Below are 16433 nucleotides of genomic sequence, written 5' to 3'. Positions count from 1 at the left end.
ATCACGGAAGATGAAACAAATCAAATCCTTATTTCCGTGTCTGTCCGTGCTTTCCGTGGCTCGCCTTTTCATGTTGCAGGGTGGCCGCTGGCCATGAAAGTCAGTGATACCCCGCGTCGGCGCGTACCTTGCCCCGGAATACGTAGTAGGTCCAGGCCGAGTACATCAGCACGAAGGGAATCACGAACAGCAGGCCGATCAGCAGGAACAGCTGACTTTCCGGTGCCGAGGCCGCGTCGTGGAAGGTGTAGTTCGGCGGGACCACGTACGGCCACTTGCTGAACAGCAGCCCCGCATAGAACAGCGCGAACAGGCCGATCGTGGCGATGAACGGCGTTGCCTCGTAGCAGCAGCTCAGTGAACGCCAGAGTCCGGCGGCGACCAATACCGTCGCGAGCGGCAGCACCCACAGCCAGGTCAGGTGGTCGAACCAGCGGCCGCGCACGTATTCGTCGGCCAGCGGCGTCCACAGGCTGACGATCACGAAGAACACCATCATCGCCGCCAGCAGGCGGTAGGCCCAGCGCCGTGCCCACTGTTGCGTCTCGCCGTCGGTCTTCAGCAGCAGCCAGGTCGCGCCGAGCAGTCCGTAGCCGACGACCATGCCGAGGCCGGTCATCACGGTGAACGGGGTCAACCAGTCGAGCGGCCCGCCCACATAGCGGAAGTTCTCGGTCTCGAAGCCTTGGATGAAGGTGCCGACGACCGCGCCCTGGGCAAAGGTCGCGACCAGCGAGCCGCCGAAGAACGCCCAGTTCCAGAAGCCGCGCCGGCCGGGTGCCGACTTGAAGCGGAATTCGAACGCGACGCCGCGGAAGATCAGCCCCGCGAGCATCAGGAACACGCCGATGTACAGCGCCGGCAGGAATACCGTGTAGACCAGCGGGAAGGCCGCGAGCAGGCCGGCGCCGCCCAGCACCAGCCAGGTCTCGTTGCCGTCCCAGACCGGCGCGACCGAGTTCATCAGGATGTCCCGGTCCTGCTCGCTGCGTGCGAACGGGAAGAGAATGCCGACGCCGAGGTCGAAGCCGTCGGTCAGCACGTACATCAGCACGCCGAAGCCGATGATCAGGACCCAGAGATAGGTGAAATCAAACATGCCGCATTCTCCTTATCAAAGCCCGGCCGAGGAATCGAGCGGGGTGTCCGCTGCCGACAGCGGCCGCTTCGGGTGTCCCTGCGGGTCCTGTTGCTCTTCGTCGGTTTCCGGCATGCCCTTGCGCACGATCCGGGTCAGATAGTAGATCCCGGCGGTGAAGACCACCGCGTACACCAGGATGTAGCCGACCAGCGTGAACAGGGCCATGCCGCCGGTCAGCGCCGGCGTCATGCCATCCTGCACCGTCATCACCCCGTAGAGGATCCAGGGCTGGCGGCCCACCTCGGTCACGAACCAGCCGGCCAGCACCGCGACGAATGGCAGCGGGATCATCCAGGTCAGCAGGCGCAGGTAGCGACGGCTTTCCAGCAGGCGGCCACGGTACAGCAGCCATGCGCCCCAGAGTGCGGCCACGATCATCACCATGCCGATCGCGACCATGATCCGGAAGGTCCAGAATACGATGCCGACCGGTGGGCGTTCCTCCGCGGACCACTCCTTCAGCCCCTGGACCTCGCCGTCCCATTCGTGGGTCAGGATCAGGCTCGCCAGCTTCGGAATGCCGATCTCGAAATGGTTGGTCTCGTTCGCTGCGTCGGGGATCGCGAACAGCAGCAGTGGCAGCCCCTCCTGGGTCTCCCAGGCCCCCTCCATCGCCGCAACCTTTGCGGGCTGGTGCTCCAGCGTGTTCAGGCCGTGGAAGTCGCCGATCACGAGCTGGGCCGGCGCGGCGATCGCCAGCATCACCAGCGTCATCTTCAGCGCCCGCTTGCTCGCGGTCACCGCGTGTCCGCGCAGCAGGTACCAGGCCGCGATGCCCGCGACCACGAAGCCGCCGGTCAGCAGTGATGCGATGGCCATATGCACGAAGCGGTAGGGGAACGACGGATTGAAGATCGCTTCCAGCCAGCTGGTGACGTGCACCATGCCATCGCGCAATTCGAAGCCGGCGGGCGTTTGCATCCACGAGTTCGCCGACAGGATCCAGAACGACGAGATGAAAGTGCCGAGCGCGACCATCACCGCGGCAAACAGGTGCACGCCGGGCGGTACCTTCTTGCGGCCGAACAGCAGCACGCCGAGGAACGCCGCCTCGAGGAAGAACGCGGTCACGACCTCGTAGGCCAGGATCGGCCCCAGGAAGTTGGCGGTGCGGTAGGAGAACTCGCTCCAGTTGGTGCCGAACTGGAACGCCATTACCAGCCCGGACACGACGCCCATGCCGAAGACGACGGCGAAGATCTTGATCCAGAACTGCGACAGGCGCGCCCAATGCGGATCCCGGGTGCGGTAGGCGATCGCTTCGAGCAGCGCGATGTAGGTGGCGAGCCCGATCGTGAAGACCGGAAAGATCGCGTGGAAGGACACGACGAACGCGAACTGGATACGCGAGAGGAGTAGGGGGTCGAATTCCATGAGGCTTCCCTGGGGTCGGGTGATTCCAACCGGCTGCGACTGGATACGAATGGAGCTTTAATGAATCAGTATACGCAGATATACCGAATGGTTTGAAGGGTCCGATTGCGTGAAATCGCGATCCTGGCGAATACGGTTGCAAACGAGACGCGTTCCCATTAACATCCTGATCCGTTGTCTTGCGGATGAGGCCGTGTCCAATGTACCTGTGTGTTTGCAAAGCGGTTCGCGAACAGGAAGTCCTTTCTCTGGCGGACCTGGAATCGGGGCTGAGGATGCGCGATCTTCGCGAACGCCTTGGCGTATGCTCCGAATGCGGCAAGTGCGGACAACGGGCGCTGGACCTGTTGCGCACCCTTGGAAGGAACCGCAGCGGGGTCCGAGTCGCACCGGGAAGCGCGCGGCTGATTTGACGGCTTTCGACGTGAGCATGAGCGGATGCACGATGTAGACGTGATCCCAGAGGAGGATGCATAGATGAAGGGTGATTCGGATGTCCTGCGCTACCTGAACCTGGCGTTGAAGAACGAGTTGACGGCAATCAACCAGTATTTCCTGCATGCGCGGATGTTTCGCGACTGGGGCCTGAAAAAGCTCGACGAATACGAATACGGCGAGTCGATCGACGAAATGAAGCACGCCGACTCGCTGATCAACCGGATCCTGTTCCTGGAAGGCCTGCCCAATCTCCAGGATCTCGGAACATTGCGCATCGGAGAGAACACGAAAGAGATCCTGGAATGCGATCTCGCGATGGAGCAGGAAGCGATTCCGCTGCTTCGGGAGGCCATCGCCCACTGCGAACAGGTGCAGGACTTCGTAACCCGCGATCTCTTGCAAAGCATCCTCAACAGCGAGGAAGAGCATGTCGACTGGCTGGAGACCAGCCTGGACTTGATCGAACGGGTGGGGCTCCAGAACTACGAACAAAGCCAGATGGGCAGCGCTGGCTGAGCGCCGCTGGCGATGCTGCCCCGGATCCGTCATGCCGATCACCGACCTTCCTGCGTCCCCTGCGCCGCGCCGTTCACGGCTGGTGCTCGGCGTGCTCGCCAGCCTCGCGCTGCACGGAGCGGCGGTGGGTGGTCTGGTGTATTGGCAGGCGAGCCAGCCGACGCTCGATCTGGGGCGCGGCGGCATGCAGGCGACCTGGGTCGAGCTGGGGGAGCTGACACTTCCCCCAGCGCCTTCCGAGGCGCTGCCGACCACGGACGAGATCGACATTGCCCAACTGGGTCTCGAGCCGGAACCCGAGCCGGAACCGGTACCGGAGTCGGAGCCCGAACCCGAGCCGGAACCCGAGTCGGAACCCGAGTCGGAACCCGAGTCGGAACCCGAGTCGGAACCCGAGTCGGAACCCGAGTCGGAACCCGAGTCGGAACCCGAGTCGGAACCCGAGCCGGAACCCGAGCCGGAACCCGAGCCGGAACCCGAGCCGGAACCCGAGCCGGAACCCGAGCCGGAACCCGAGCCGGAACCCGAGCCGGAACCCGAGCCGGAACCCGAGCCGGAACCCGAGCCGGAACCCGAACCGGAACCCGAACCGGAACCCGAGCCGAAGCCCGAGCCGGAGCCCGAGCCGAAGCCCGAGCCGAAGCCCGAGCCGAGGTCAGCGCTTCGAGCCGAAACGTCTGCGCAACGGCCGCAGGCAGCCACGCCCGAAGAGACCGCGGTCGCAGGGCCCAACGTAGCGGACGAACCGGTTGCCGTGGAGGAACTCGGTGCGGCTGACGAACCGTTCGAGGAGCCGGGGTTTGGCGCGGCGTATCTGAACAATCCGCCGCCGGAGTACCCGCGCCTCTCGCAGCGCCGACGCGAGGAAGGAACGGTGTTGCTGTGGGTTGCGGTCGGAGCCGACGGGCGGCCGGTTTCCTGGCGGGTGGAGAAGAGCAGCGGACACGAACGGCTGGACAATGCGGCGCTGGCCGCGGTCGAAGGCTGGCGGTTCGAGCCGGCCAGGCGGGGCACGCGCCCGGTGGCCGGGTCGGTGATCGTGCCGATGGAATTTCGCCTGCGGTGAACAAGTGAATAACGACCACGCCCCGAGGGGGCCGATCCCATGACCGAGTTCGATATTTTCTATGTCTTCTATCACGGCGATGTCGTACTGATCGGCGTTTTTCTGACGCTGCTGGTGCTGTCGATCGCGACCTGGGCGATCGCCGCGACCAAGGGCCTGAGCCTGATCGAGACCCGGCGCGCGAATCGGCGCTTTCTGCAGGCGTTCTGGAACGCCGGGAGCATGCGCACGCTCCGTGACGCGGTCTTCGAGCACCGTGGTCCGCTGGCGGCGATGGCGCGCGACGGCTGGCACGCGGCGGAAACGTATCCGGGCCGTCACGACACCAGCCCGAAGGGCGAACAACGCCTGGACGACCACATGATCCGGATGATCCGGCAGTCGATGGATCGGCAGCAGCTGCGCCTGCAGGCCGGGCAGACGTTGCTCGCGTCGGTGGGCAGCCTGGCACCGTTCATCGGCCTGTTCGGAACGGTGTGGGGAATTCACAACGCGTTGATCGAACTTTCGATCATGGAGAGCGTGTCGATGGATCTGGTCGCCGGTCCGCTGGGCGAGGCGCTGGTCGCGACCGCAGCGGGCCTTGCGGCGGCGATCCCCGCAGTCGCGTTCTACAACGTATTCAACCGCTTCAACCGCCTGATGCAGCAGGATTTCGAGGCCTTTGCCCACGACCTGCACGCGTTTCTGATGCACTCCGATCGCGCGCCGGGGATCCACACCCAGCGGATCGACCAGCCGTTGCCCGCCAGCGACACGCGGCCGTCGGCCGAGGGGGCTTGAGCCATGTCGTTCGGACGCCTGGGCGATACCAACGAGCCGATGTCGGAGATGAACGTGATTCCGCTGGTCGACGTGATGCTGGTGCTGCTGGTGATCTTCATTGTCACCGCGCCGGTGATCACGCATTCGGTGCAACTCGAACTGCCGCGCGCCAGCAGTGCGCCGAGCGAGCAGACCATCGACAGCGTCACGCTTGCGCTGGACGCCGCGGGCCAGTTGCACTGGGACAACGCGTCCATCGAACCGGGCGAGCTGTTCGCGCGCCTGCAGGAGGCCGTTGCGGCCAACCCGGAACTGGCGGTCTATCTGCGTGCCGACCGCGACACCCGTTACGAGGCGCTGGCCCGGATCATGGCCGACGCCCGCCGGGCCGGCGTTGGGAGACTCGGCTTTGTTTCGCAACCGGAGGCGAACTGATGGCAACTGACTCTGAAAACAATGGCCGGATACGCCGAACCGGAAACGACCAACCGGCGCACGCTGGAGGTTCGGGCCGGCCGATTCCCACCACGCGCAGCGACGTATTGCTAGGCTCGGCGCGGCAGCTCCGTATCGAGCACGAGGGCGAGTGGTATGTGCTGCGGCAGACCAACCGGAACAAATTGATCCTGACCAAGTAGTCCGTCGAACCCGACTCGGACGGGCTACGCGAACCCGGATTGACCGCGTCGGCCGCATCCTGGTCAACGGCATCACATCTGCGAGGGCCGGAGGGCGTAAATTGATGAGGGCTTTATCGATCGGGTTCATGTCGCGAGCCTGACGGGTGTACCCCTGTTCCGTTGATCCGGCATGCATAGTTCGTTATCAGGCCCGCTCACTCTACCGACCCCAAACAATCTGCGAACGGGGTTGAAAATCGTTCGCATTCGCGATACCGTGTGCTACACCCTTCGGGTGACCTCCAGTAGAAGCTGATCCTGACCAAAAGGAACCAGCGTTACGTTGCCCGGGGTTGTCGCCACGGCACCCGCCAGCCAGGGGACCTGTTCCCTCAGCCAGCCATTTAGTTGTCATCTGAACTGCGGCATCTCACCGGTCGTGGAGGTGCGTTGTCGTGCACATTGAAGGGAGAAAGAAATGGCTCGCAAGACGATATTGGGGCGGCGCTCGGGTGTTGCCCAGATGCCGGTTCGTACCGGGAAGCTCGCACTGGCCGTTGCCGTGGCGATTTCCGGAATGGCTGGCACCGGGACCGTGAAGGCTGAAGAGTCCGATGCCGCTTCCGAAGAAAGGGCTTCGGTCGTGCTGCCACGGATCGACGTGGTGGCGCCGGGCCTTACCGACGTATCCGCAACACCCGGGGCGGTGACGATCGTAACCGAAGGCGAGATCAAGGAGACCCGTCCGCGTTCCACCGAGGACGTGTTGCGCCGAGTGCCCGGCATGTACATCAAGCGCGAGGACGACAGCGCGATCGTCACCAACTACGGAGTGCGCGGTATCCCCGCCGATCAGTACAAGACGACGGTGCTGGAGGATGGTGTGCCGGTGCAGCCGGGCATCTTCGTCGGCAACCAGCGTTACTACAATCCGCGTGTTCAGCGCATGGACGGTGTCGAGATCCTCAGAGGCGCCGCTTCGCTGCGCTACGGCCCGGCCAGCAGTGGCGGTGTGATCAACTACCAGACCAGGACCCCGGACGATGGCCTCGCCGTCACCGGCACGGTGGGCTCGTGGAACACGCGCGAGGTGACCGTCGAGGCGGGGGGGAGTTCGCCTTCCGGCGACGCGCTGTTTGGTCTCGTCGTGACCGATGCCAGCAGCGATGGCTGGATGGACAAGGAATGGGACATGACGGATGTCATGATCAAGGTTGGCAGCGCCATCGGCGACAACCAGTTTCTCGGCGCGAAATTCTCCTACTACGAAAACGACGCCGCCATTTCGTATCGCGGCTATTTCCAGGACGCGTTCGACGCAGGCGCGACTTTCAACCCCGCGCCGGATGACCGCTTCGAGACCGAGCGCACGGCCTTCGACGTCAACCACGAGTGGGATATCAGTCCCGATATGCGCCTGAAGACGGTGGCGTACTGGATGGAGACCACTCGCGACTACTGGCGGTTCAATGTGGACGGTACCACCACCAATGCGGATGGCCATACCGTATGGAACTTTACCGACATCCTGGAGGGGCGGAACCGGGACTTCGAACGAATCGGGGTGGACTCTCGTTTGTTCCTGAACCACTCGGCATTCGGGATCAACAACATGGCGGAATTCGGCCTGCGCTATATGGAAGAGGAGATGCATGACACGAGGCCCCGAGCCACCCGGGCCGCACCCCGCAGCCCGATTGCCGTGGACGGCCAGGGACTGCGCCGAGACCGCCTTGACTCGGCCAAGAGCTGGGCAGGCTTTGCGGAGAACCGTTTCGACGTCACCGATCAGCTGTCGGTGACGGCGGGTTTGCGCGTAGAGACCTACGAGCAGAAGCGGAAGGATCGGCAGACGGGCGGTCCTGCGGATACGTTCTCCAATACCGAATTCTTGCCGGGTCTTGGGGCCACCTATCAGCTGAACCCGGCCTTGCAGTTCTACGGGAGCGTCTACCGCGCCTTTCAGCCGCCCGTGGTCGGCAGTGTAATCGGAGCCGATGACGCGCCTACCGATGCTGAAACCTCCGTGAATCTCGAGTTGGGCATGCGGGGTGCCACCGGGCCGTGGAACTACGAAGCGGCGGCGTTCCAGATGGACTTCTCCAACCAGGTCGATCCCGGTATCTCGGGAATTCGCAATCCCAACGAGGGGAGTGCGCTGATTCAGGGGTTGGAAGCTGCTATGGGGTATGTTCTTCCAGCAGGGTTCCGTCTGGATGGCAATGTCACCTGGGTCCCCACTGCTGAATTTCGTGAGGATCGCGTGGAAGGTATCGCTGCGGGGAATCGCCTGCCGTACTCGCCGGAGTGGGTTGCCAATGTCGCACTGTCGTATGAGCAAGGTCCGCTGACGACGGCCTTGATGTACAACTACACCGGCTCGGTCTTTGGTACGGGCGATAACCGGCGGGAGATTGATCCGGAGAACCACGGTTTTTCGGGTCTGGTGCCCAGCCACTACACCGTGGACCTGACGGCGAGCTATGACTTCAATCCCCGTTTCGCCGTATTCGGTGCGGTCAAGAATCTCACGGACGAGCGTTACATCGCCGGGTTGCGTCAGGGCATCTATGCCGGACCCGAGCGCAGTTTCGAGATTGGGGCAAGATACGAGTTTTAGCCCTAGGTAAACGCGGATTCACCCGTCTGCGCGAGGAACGCCGCGTCATCCGTCGTTCCGCGTTTGCACTGCCCCGGTGCCTGCGCCATTCCCGGCGTGGGCACGGCCGATGACGGCCTTCGGCCCCCTGTGCCCGGAGTATGGGTCGCATCGCAACCCTCGGTGCCAAAAGGCCGCTTTCTGGAGTGGGTATCGGCTGATACAGAAGGCATCAACGCTGGGTGGTGCTTCACCGCCCGGTGTCGGGGCTTCACGGCCTTTACACGGGTGTGCGTTGTGACGACCGTCAGTCGGCGGTGACGCGCATGGAAGACAGCGTCGCAGTGCGTTCGAGCCAGGCTTCCGCGGGCTCCGGCCTTCCATAGAAATGTCCCTGGTGGAGGATCGTGGCCCGGTCGTTCAGGAATGCCGCTTGCTCGGCGGTTTCCACGCCCTCGGCGACGACCTCGAGGCCGAGATTGCGGGCGATGTTCAGGATCGTGTCGACCAGTGCCGCGTCGTCGGGATCGGTGGGCGCGTCCTGGATGAACCCCTGGTCGATCTTCAGTTCGTGGATCGGGAGCCGTTTCAGGTACGCCAGCGACGAATAGCCGGTACCGAAGTCGTCCACCGAGAAATGAATGCCGAGCGGTTGCAGCGCGCTCATCTTGGCCACGACATCCTCGACGTTTTCGATCATCAGTCCCTCGGTCACTTCCAGCGTCAGGTTGCTTGCATCGACGCCTTGGCCGGTGATCAGGTCGCGCAGCCAGGGCACGAACTGCGGCTGACGGAAATGCTTGGGACTGACATTGACCGCAGCCCGAAACGGCCGGCCCCGGGCTTGCTCGTGGGCCATCAGCTCGCAGGTGCGGGCCAGTACCCAGACCCCGAGGTCGACGATCAGGTCGGATTCTTCCGCAACTGGTATGAACATCCCCGGTGGCAACAGCCCCCGCGACGGGTGCTGCCAGCGCACCAGCGCCTCGAAGCCGACGATCTCGCGTTGCGTGTTCACCTGGGGTTGCAGGAACAGGCGGAGTTGCCCAGCGGGAATTCCCAGTCGCAGCTCGCGTTCGAGGTGAAAGCGCAACTGCGCGATCTGGCCCATTCCGGCCTCGAAGAACGCGCTTTGGTTGCCGCCTGCGTGCTTGGCCTTGTGCAGGGCGGTATCGGCACGGCGCAGGATTTCCTGCGGAGTATCGTGCGCCGCGGCGTCGGGCCCGCTGCGCGGGACGGCATCCTCGGGCGAGAGTGTGATGCCGATGCTGGCGGTGACATTGACCACGTCGCGATCCAATGTGAACGGATGACGCAGTGCCAGGTGGATCTTCTCGGCAACCGAGAATGCACTGCGGCTGGCGCTGCCCTGCTCCGGGTCCAGGTTCTGCAACAGAATCGCGAACTCGTCGGCACCGAGGCGGGCCACTGTGTCGCTCTCTCGTACCAAAGCGTCGAGGCGTTGTCCAACCGCTTTCAGCAGCAGGTCGCCGGACGCTTGTCCCCTGGCCTCGTTCAGTATCTTGAAGCGGTCGATGTTGCACAGGATCAACGCCGATCGCTGCGGATGGCGGGAACTGCTGGCCAGCGTCTGGGCCAGCCGGTCCATCAGGAGGCTGCGGTTCGGGAGTTCGGTCAGCCGGTCGTAGTTCGCCAGCCGGTGGATCTCGGCCTCAGCGTGCTTGAGCTCCGAAATATCCTGTTTGAGTGCTAGGAAGTGGCTGATCCGGCCACTGGGGTCGCGCACCGGTGCCAGTGTGGCGAGCTCGGTGTACTCCTGCCCATTCTTGTTTCGGTTGATCAATTCCCCGCGCCAGATCCGCCCGCTGGAGACGGCGTCCCACATCATTCCATAGGTTTCTGGTGGCGTTCGGCCTGACTGGAACACCCGCGGATTCGCCCCGAGCAGTTCTTCGCGCGAGTAGCCGGACTTGTTCACGCAGGCCTGGTTCACGTACTCGATGCGACCGTCCAGGTCGGTGATCACGATGCTCTCGGGGCTCTGATCTACTGCCAGCGACAGCTGTCGCAGTTGCGCTTCTGCCGCCTTGCGCTCGGAAATGTCGTTGAATGCGACCACCGCACCGGTCACGTGACCCCCCTCCACCATGGGGGTCACGATGATCTCGGCGGGAAACCCGGTACCATCCTTGCGCAGGAACCAGCCTTCTTCGTGGCGGGTGCGGCCGTCCCGAACCGTCTGATGGACGGGGCATGCCTCGCGTGCATCGGAGGGCTCACCGTCGGCACGCCGGTAGTGGAACAGCGTGTGGGGATCACGTCCGATCACCTCCTCCTGCGTGAATCCCAGCATCTTCAGCGCCGCTGGATTCATGAAGGTGCAGTCGAGGCTATTGTTGGTGCCGTACACGCCTTCGCCGAGCGCCGCGAACACCGCCCTTTGCCGGCTTTCGGATGCGGCCAGGCGGCTTCCCTGCGAGCGCAACTGGCGGTTGCTGCTGTACAGGGTCATGACCGCCACCAGCAAAGCCAGCACCAGCCCTGCGGCGGTTACCAGGGCCAATTGGAGTCGGCTTGAGCCAGAATTGCCTGTGGCGTCGGCGGACGCCACCAGCACCGCGGACCGGCGGTTGCCCGAAGCGGGTACGCTTGCGGCCTCAGCGGAGACCGCCTCCGCACCGGGCAGCTGCGCAGTTGCTACGGCTTGCGAACCGATGGCTGGCGCGGGTGTGGTGGCCGAAAGTATCCCGGCCGGCAGGAGAGCAAAAAGAATCCCCAGCGCCAGCGCGAAACACCAGTGTTTGTGCATCAAGGAACTGCCTCGCGACGGAGCCGTTTCAGGCGCCTTTTTAGCATTTTTTTCTAGTTTCTTGGAGTCAGCTTCTCAAAGGTTACTTTAATATCGAGGACACAATGATCACGGTGTAGCGTCAGCTGCCGTTCGGCGTTCGCCGCGTCTCGGCGCCCGTTGCACCGAAAATCCGGACGATGCGCCGCTCATTCCAGGCACATGACAGCGGTTCCGATCCGGATCCGCCAGGTTCGCACGAAGCCCGCACCGCCGCCGGAGGGGGAGGGGAGACGGCCCGGCCGAGTGACGGCTTCCGCGGTTTTCCACACCGGGCGCGGCACACTTGGTCCTTGCCGCCGGACGCGGCAACATGACGCGCAATTACACAGGCGAGAGCAGGCCATGAACGATCGGGAAATCTTCTTTGAACGCAATCCATCCCCGGCGAAGCTGGATGTCCTCGGCGTACCGGGCTGGCCCTACTGGAGCAAGGAGGCGTCGACCTTCCGCTGGACCTACGACCGCACCGAGGTCTGCTACCTTCTTCAGGGGCGCGTCACCGTGACCCCCGACGGGGGCGAACCGCAGACCTTCGAGCGCGGCGATCTGATCACCTTCCCGAAGGGCATGTCCTGTACCTGGGAGATTCACGAGGATCTCGAGAAGCAGTACACGTTCAAGGACTGAGGAGGGGGTTCAAGGCCCGTTCCCCGAGCGGGATGGGCCGATACCGCAAGCCCACCGTCCCGGCCGGCGGGCTTTGTGGGCGAGCGCGCTTCTCCTTGCCCGCATAGCGTCCTCGGCAGCGTAGGGGAGAGGCCGGCGATCCAACGCCGGCCGAAGCTCCGATCGCGGGTTCCGCGTTTGTGCCCTTGGTGCGCCTGGGGTAGCCTTGACGTAGCCGTTTTCGAGCAAGCACGAGGCAGCCATGAACGCACCCGCGACCCGCGCTGCAACCTACGAGTCTACGAAAAACTCCGCTTGTTCGATCATGTCGCGGGCCTGCTCTTCGCTGACCTGATCACCCGTATAGTCCGCGACCTGCCGCACTTCGTGCGCTCGGTTCAGCGACCTGCCCAACGCAACCGGGAGCAGACCGGTCTTCACCAGATGCAGGCTGAACGCGGCAATCAGGCCACCATGGGTTCTCCCGACCGGGGGATCGGCAGTGGCTGCATGCAGCAGCGCGGCCTTGGCCGCATCGAACATGGCGTAGTAGGCTCGGTTGCAGGCACCGTCCACATCGCCATCTTCGAGCAGCAGTTTGGCGGATGTGATGGCCCGCGCGGCCTTGCCCAGAAACGCATCGGGCGTCATAGCCGTATTCCCTCGCGGCGGATGTTGCGCAGGAGATCCGGACTGATGAATGTCTCCGGTTGCTCCCATTCCCCCTCCCAGATCGGGAGCGGCTGGATCAGCACACCGGTTTCCAGCAGGACGTCGTAGGCGAGATCCGCCATCGCAAGTTTGGTGTCGAGGAAGGGGCCCTTGGGGCCATGCAGGATCACCGCCAGATCCGCATCGCTGTCCTCGCGATGCTGATGGCGCGCGCGGCTGCCAAAGAGGATGGCCTCGGCCACGTCAAAACGGCCCGCCAACCGGGTCAGGAAGGCCCGGACAGCATGATCGGTGTTCGAGTCAATGGCGACGGCTTTCATGGATGTCCCCTGCCAGTCCCGGCTTGTTCGGCGGCCTGGCCTGCTCTGGAGGCCGTCTGCCACTTCCCGGCCAGATCCCGCCGTTCGACGCGATTTCGTTTCCGCTGAACGCGCTCTGGGCGGACTGACCCCGGGTGGGCACGGGCGGCCGCATTGCCTATCATGCCCGACGCCGTAGCCACCCTCCGAAAGGACCGACCGCCCATGTCGCAGCCGCGCCGCAGCATCGAAGCCATCATCGCCGACGAGATCCAGTGCCGCGAGGAGCAGGTGCGCGCCACCGTCGCCTTGCTCGACGAAGGCGCCACGGTGCCGTTCATCGCGCGCTACCGCAAGGAGGTTACCGGCGGGCTGGACGATACCCAGCTGCGCATGTTGGAGGAGCGCCTGCGCTACCTGCGCGAGCTCGAGGAGCGCCGCGAAGCGGTGCTGAAGAGCATCCAGGAGCAGGGCAAGCTGACGCCGGAACTCGAAGCCGACATCCTCGCGGCCGACAGCAAGACGCGCCTCGAAGACCTGTACCTCCCGTACAAGCCGAAGCGGCGCACCAAGGCGCAGATCGCCCGCGAGGCGGGGCTGGAGCCGCTGGCCGACGCGCTCTTGGGCGACCCGACGCTCGATCCCGAAGCTACCGCGCAGGGGTATCTCAACGCCGAGCACAAGATCGAGACCGCGAAGGACGCGCTCGACGGCGCGAAGCAGATCCTGATGGAGCGCTTCGCCGAGAACGCCGACCTGTTGACCCGGATGCGCACCTGGCTTTGGGAACATGCGCTGATCCGCGCGCAGGTGGCCGAGGGCAAGGCCGAGGAGGCGAGCAAGTTCCGCGACTATTTCGACCACGCCGAGCCGCTGGCGAAGACCCCGTCGCACCGGGCACTGGCATTGTTCCGCGGTCGCAAGGAAGCTGTGCTGCGCGTCGCGATGGCGCTTCCCGAGGAACTCGAGAACGCCCAGCCGCATCCCTGCGAGGCGATGGTCGCGCATGGCATCGGCTGGTCGCACCAGCGCCGGGCGGCGGACGACTGGCTGCAGGAAACGGTGCGCTGGACCTGGCGGGTGAAGCTCGCGGTGCACATGGAAACCGAGCTCCTTGGGCGTCTGCGCGAGCTCGCCGAGGCCGACGCGATCACCGTGTTTGCGCGCAACCTGAAGGCCTTGCTGATGGCGCCGCCAGCGGGAATGCGCGCGACGCTGGGGCTCGACCCGGGCCTGCGCACCGGCGTGAAGGCGGTCGTGGTCGATCACACCGGCAAGCTGCTGGCCCATACCACGGTGTTCCCGCACGCGCCGCAGAAGCGCTGGGATGCGTCGCTCGCCGAGTTGGGTGCGCTGTCCCAGCAGCACGGCGTCGAATTGATCGCGATCGGCAACGGCACCGCCAGCCGCGAGACTGACAAGCTCGCCGGCGAGCTGTTGCGCAAGCTGCCCGCGCTGCGCATGCAGAAGATCGTCGTCAACGAGTCCGGCGCGTCGGTGTACTCCGCCTCCGAACTCGCTGCGCGCGAGTTCCCGGAGCTCGACGTGTCCTACCGCGGCGCGGTCTCGATCGCGCGGCGGCTGCAGGATCCGCTCGCCGAGCTGGTGAAGATCGACCCGGGTTCGATTGGCGTCGGCCAGTACCAGCACGACGTCAGCCAGGTGCAGCTCGCTCGCAGCCTGGACGCGGTGGTCGAGGACTGCGTGAACGGCGTCGGCGTCGACGTGAACACCGCATCGGCACCGCTGCTCGCCCGGATTGCCGGGCTGAACGGCACGCTCGCGAGCAACATCGTCGCGTTCCGCGAACAGCACGGCGCATTCGGCAGTCGCAAAGCGCTGATGGAAGTGCCGCGCCTGGGCGAAAAGACCTTCGAACAGGCGGCGGGCTTTCTGCGCATCATGCGAGGCGACAACCCGCTCGACGGCTCGGCGGTACACCCCGAGGCCTACGTGGTGGTCGAGCGCATCGCCGCGAAGCACGGGCGCCGGGTCGACGACCTGATCGGCGACGCCGCATTCCTGCGCCGGCTGAACCCGGCCGACTACACCTGCGAGCGCTTCGGTGTGCCGACGGTGAGGGACATCCTCGGCGAGCTCGAGAAGCCGGGGCGCGATCCGCGGCCCGAGTTCCGCGCCGCCGAGTTCCGCGAGGGCGTAGAAGATCTGAAGGACCTGAAGCCCGGCATGGTCCTCGAGGGAACGGTCACCAACGTGACCAACTTTGGCGCGTTCGTCGACATCGGCGTTCACCAGGACGGTCTCGTGCATATCTCCGCGTTGGCGGACCGTTTCGTGAAGGATCCGCACGAGGTCGTGGCGCCCGGCGACATCGTGAAGGTGAAGGTGCTCGAGGTCGATCTCGCGCGCAAGCGCATCGCGCTGACCCGGCGCCTGGAGGACCCCGCCGAACCCGGCACCAGCCGCGGCCCGGCGAGCCGGGATGCGAAAGCCCCGCGCGGCCCGCGCGGGGACCGCAACAAGGCGGCCCAGCGACGCCCCGGCAAGCCGAAGCCCGAGGCCGCACCGACCGGCGGCATGGCCGCGCTGTTTGCCGAGGCCCAGCAGGCCGCCCAGCGCAAGCGCCAGCGCTAACGGTCAAGGTTGGCCAGCACCTTCCCGTGATCGAAGGGTAGGGCGAACGGTAGGGCGGAAAAGGCCGAAGGCCGTCATCCGCCAGCCGGCGCTGGGGCGCCCCCGGCTCCTGGGCGGCATGAACGCCGCACGGCGGATGACGCTGCGCTATTCCGCCCTACGGGACTGATCGAACGGTAGGGCGAACGGTAGGGCGGAAAAGGCCGAAGGCCGTCATCCGCCAGCCGGCGCTGGGGTGCCCCCCGGCTCCTGGGCGGCATGAACGCCGCACGGCGGATGACGCTGCGCTATTCCGCCCTACAGGTCACCCTGGACGCGCGCCGCGGCCGGGCTTCTGGGCGGAACGAACGCCGTGCGGCGGATGGCGTTGCGCCGTTTCGTGCAGCGCGCCGCACCAAGGGGCATCTCCTGGGCAACGGTGCTTGCGGTGCGACCTCTTTCCCCGCGATCCCCGAGTGCGTTACCGATCTTCCAGGTCTGCGCGCACCGCATCCGCCCAACAGTTTGGGGTTTCGTAAAGACGAACGCGGTCCAGACGCAGCTGATTGCCGTAAGTGTCCCGGTACAGCGGATCCAGGATCCGGAACGCGAGCTGGGCGAGATTCTCCGCGGTCGGCACGCAGTCCAGCACGACCGTCTTGTGATCCGGCATGCTGGCCAGGAACTCCGCCACCTTGTGGTCCCCCCGGTAGACGAGGAACGCGTGGTCCCAGTGATCGACCAAGTGGGTCTTGGCGATGGCCTTGACGTCGGAGAAGTCCATGACCATGCCGTTCACGGGTTCCCCCGAAGCTTCGATGATCTCGCCGCGAAGGGTGATCATGATCGTGTAACGGTGTCCGTGCAGGTGTCGGCACTGGCTGCGATGGTCCGGGATGCGGTGGCCCGCGTCGAACTCCAGCTTTCGGGTGATACGCATGATCAATGGGT

15 protein-coding genes are annotated in these 16433 nt (G+C 64.8%); 9 read left to right on the top strand and 6 right to left on the bottom strand.

Annotated elements, in window-relative coordinates; all coding sequences use genetic code 11:
• Positions 1–100: 100 nt before the first annotated feature.
• Positions 101–1099 carry a cytochrome d ubiquinol oxidase subunit II gene (gene cydB, locus THITH_RS13500; RefSeq protein WP_006747291.1) on the bottom strand — a complete coding sequence of 333 codons (999 nt, stop codon included), beginning with the start codon at positions 1097–1099 and terminating at the stop codon, positions 101–103.
• A 15-nt stretch (positions 1100–1114) separates the two neighbouring features.
• Positions 1115–2515, bottom strand: coding sequence for a cytochrome ubiquinol oxidase subunit I (locus tag THITH_RS13495; protein WP_006747292.1), 1401 nt, complete (start codon positions 2513–2515; stop codon positions 1115–1117).
• A gap of 185 nt (positions 2516–2700) precedes the next feature.
• Here THITH_RS13495 and THITH_RS18190 point away from each other — a divergent pair, with 185 nt between their 5' ends.
• From THITH_RS18190 to THITH_RS13465, 7 genes are all read left to right on the top strand, one after another.
• Positions 2701–2928 (top strand): (2Fe-2S)-binding protein, encoded by a 228-nt coding sequence (locus tag THITH_RS18190; RefSeq protein WP_332254666.1) that lies wholly within the window; start codon positions 2701–2703, stop codon positions 2926–2928.
• A gap of 64 nt (positions 2929–2992) precedes the next feature.
• The gene (gene bfr / locus THITH_RS13490) at positions 2993–3469 is read left to right on the top strand and encodes a bacterioferritin (RefSeq protein WP_006747294.1); all 477 of its coding nucleotides are present in this window, start codon (positions 2993–2995) and stop codon (positions 3467–3469) included.
• Between the two features lie 31 nt (positions 3470–3500).
• Positions 3501–4535 (top strand): energy transducer TonB, encoded by a 1035-nt coding sequence (locus THITH_RS13485; protein ID WP_198019449.1) that lies wholly within the window; start codon positions 3501–3503, stop codon positions 4533–4535.
• Positions 4536–4574: 39 nt separating this feature from the next.
• A complete protein-coding gene (locus THITH_RS13480) occupies positions 4575–5318 on the top strand; it encodes a MotA/TolQ/ExbB proton channel family protein (RefSeq protein WP_006748972.1) in 744 nt (247 codons plus the stop codon).
• A gap of 3 nt (positions 5319–5321) precedes the next feature.
• Positions 5322–5735, top strand: coding sequence for an ExbD/TolR family protein (locus THITH_RS13475; RefSeq protein ID WP_006748971.1), 414 nt, complete (start codon positions 5322–5324; stop codon positions 5733–5735).
• The gene (gene hemP, locus THITH_RS13470; RefSeq protein ID WP_006748970.1) at positions 5735–5938 is read left to right on the top strand and encodes a hemin uptake protein HemP; all 204 of its coding nucleotides are present in this window, start codon (positions 5735–5737) and stop codon (positions 5936–5938) included. Before THITH_RS13475 ends, hemP begins: the two co-directional genes overlap by 1 nt.
• A 460-nt stretch (positions 5939–6398) precedes the next feature.
• Positions 6399–8540: a TonB-dependent receptor family protein gene (locus THITH_RS13465; protein ID WP_006748969.1), complete on the top strand. Its 2142-nt coding sequence runs from the start codon at positions 6399–6401 to the stop codon at positions 8538–8540.
• Positions 8541–8826: 286 nt separating this feature from the next.
• Here the strand turns inward: THITH_RS13465 and THITH_RS13460 are convergent, their stop codons facing one another.
• Positions 8827–11043, bottom strand: coding sequence for a sensor domain-containing protein (locus tag THITH_RS13460; RefSeq protein ID WP_232222206.1), 2217 nt, complete (start codon positions 11041–11043; stop codon positions 8827–8829).
• Between the two features lie 630 nt (positions 11044–11673).
• Between THITH_RS13460 and THITH_RS13455 the strand changes: the two genes are divergently transcribed.
• Positions 11674–11958 (top strand): cupin domain-containing protein, encoded by a 285-nt coding sequence (locus THITH_RS13455; RefSeq protein WP_006748967.1) that lies wholly within the window; start codon positions 11674–11676, stop codon positions 11956–11958.
• 270 nt (positions 11959–12228) lie between these two features.
• Here THITH_RS13455 and THITH_RS13450 read toward each other — a convergent pair whose 3' ends face one another.
• Entirely contained in the window at positions 12229–12588 is a 360-nt protein-coding gene (locus THITH_RS13450; RefSeq protein WP_006748966.1) for a HEPN domain-containing protein, read from the bottom strand.
• Positions 12585–12929 carry a nucleotidyltransferase domain-containing protein gene (locus THITH_RS13445; RefSeq protein ID WP_006748965.1) on the bottom strand — a complete coding sequence of 115 codons (345 nt, stop codon included), beginning with the start codon at positions 12927–12929 and terminating at the stop codon, positions 12585–12587. The genes THITH_RS13450 and THITH_RS13445 overlap by 4 nt, the downstream gene beginning before the upstream one ends.
• Positions 12930–13133: 204 nt before the next feature.
• Here THITH_RS13445 and THITH_RS13440 point away from each other — a divergent pair, with 204 nt between their 5' ends.
• Positions 13134–15503, top strand: coding sequence for a Tex family protein (locus THITH_RS13440; protein WP_006748964.1), 2370 nt, complete (start codon positions 13134–13136; stop codon positions 15501–15503).
• Between the two features lie 460 nt (positions 15504–15963).
• Here THITH_RS13440 and queD read toward each other — a convergent pair whose 3' ends face one another.
• Positions 15964–16422 carry a 6-carboxytetrahydropterin synthase QueD gene (gene queD, locus THITH_RS13435; protein WP_006748963.1) on the bottom strand — a complete coding sequence of 153 codons (459 nt, stop codon included), beginning with the start codon at positions 16420–16422 and terminating at the stop codon, positions 15964–15966.
• Positions 16423–16433: the final 11 nt, after the last annotated feature.

Origin of the sequence: Thioalkalivibrio paradoxus ARh 1 (genome assembly GCF_000227685.2) — a bacterium.
GTDB classification, from domain to species: Bacteria; Pseudomonadota; Gammaproteobacteria; order Ectothiorhodospirales; family Ectothiorhodospiraceae; genus Thioalkalivibrio; species Thioalkalivibrio paradoxus.
This window is presented reverse-complemented; position numbering and strand designations above follow the sequence as displayed.

Excerpts from the sequence above, each read along its gene's own strand:
- cydB (WP_006747291.1), bottom strand. The coding sequence starts at position 1,099 with ATGTTTGATTTCACCTATCTCTGGGTCCTGATCATCGGCTTCGGCGTG.
- THITH_RS13495 (WP_006747292.1), bottom strand. The coding sequence starts at position 2,515 with ATGGAATTCGACCCCCTACTCCTCTCGCGTATCCAGTTCGCGTTCGTC.
- THITH_RS18190 (WP_332254666.1), top strand. The coding sequence starts at position 2,701 with ATGAGGCCGTGTCCAATGTACCTGTGTGTTTGCAAAGCGGTTCGCGAA.
- bfr (WP_006747294.1), top strand. The coding sequence starts at position 2,993 with ATGAAGGGTGATTCGGATGTCCTGCGCTACCTGAACCTGGCGTTGAAG.
- THITH_RS13485 (WP_198019449.1), top strand. The coding sequence starts at position 3,501 with ATGCCGATCACCGACCTTCCTGCGTCCCCTGCGCCGCGCCGTTCACGG.
- THITH_RS13480 (WP_006748972.1), top strand. The coding sequence starts at position 4,575 with ATGACCGAGTTCGATATTTTCTATGTCTTCTATCACGGCGATGTCGTA.
- THITH_RS13475 (WP_006748971.1), top strand. The coding sequence starts at position 5,322 with ATGTCGTTCGGACGCCTGGGCGATACCAACGAGCCGATGTCGGAGATG.
- hemP (WP_006748970.1), top strand. The coding sequence starts at position 5,735 with ATGGCAACTGACTCTGAAAACAATGGCCGGATACGCCGAACCGGAAAC.
- THITH_RS13465 (WP_006748969.1), top strand. The coding sequence starts at position 6,399 with ATGGCTCGCAAGACGATATTGGGGCGGCGCTCGGGTGTTGCCCAGATG.
- THITH_RS13455 (WP_006748967.1), top strand. The coding sequence starts at position 11,674 with ATGAACGATCGGGAAATCTTCTTTGAACGCAATCCATCCCCGGCGAAG.
- THITH_RS13450 (WP_006748966.1), bottom strand. The coding sequence starts at position 12,588 with ATGACGCCCGATGCGTTTCTGGGCAAGGCCGCGCGGGCCATCACATCC.
- THITH_RS13445 (WP_006748965.1), bottom strand. The coding sequence starts at position 12,929 with ATGAAAGCCGTCGCCATTGACTCGAACACCGATCATGCTGTCCGGGCC.
- THITH_RS13440 (WP_006748964.1), top strand. The coding sequence starts at position 13,134 with ATGTCGCAGCCGCGCCGCAGCATCGAAGCCATCATCGCCGACGAGATC.
- queD (WP_006748963.1), bottom strand. The coding sequence starts at position 16,422 with ATGCGTATCACCCGAAAGCTGGAGTTCGACGCGGGCCACCGCATCCCG.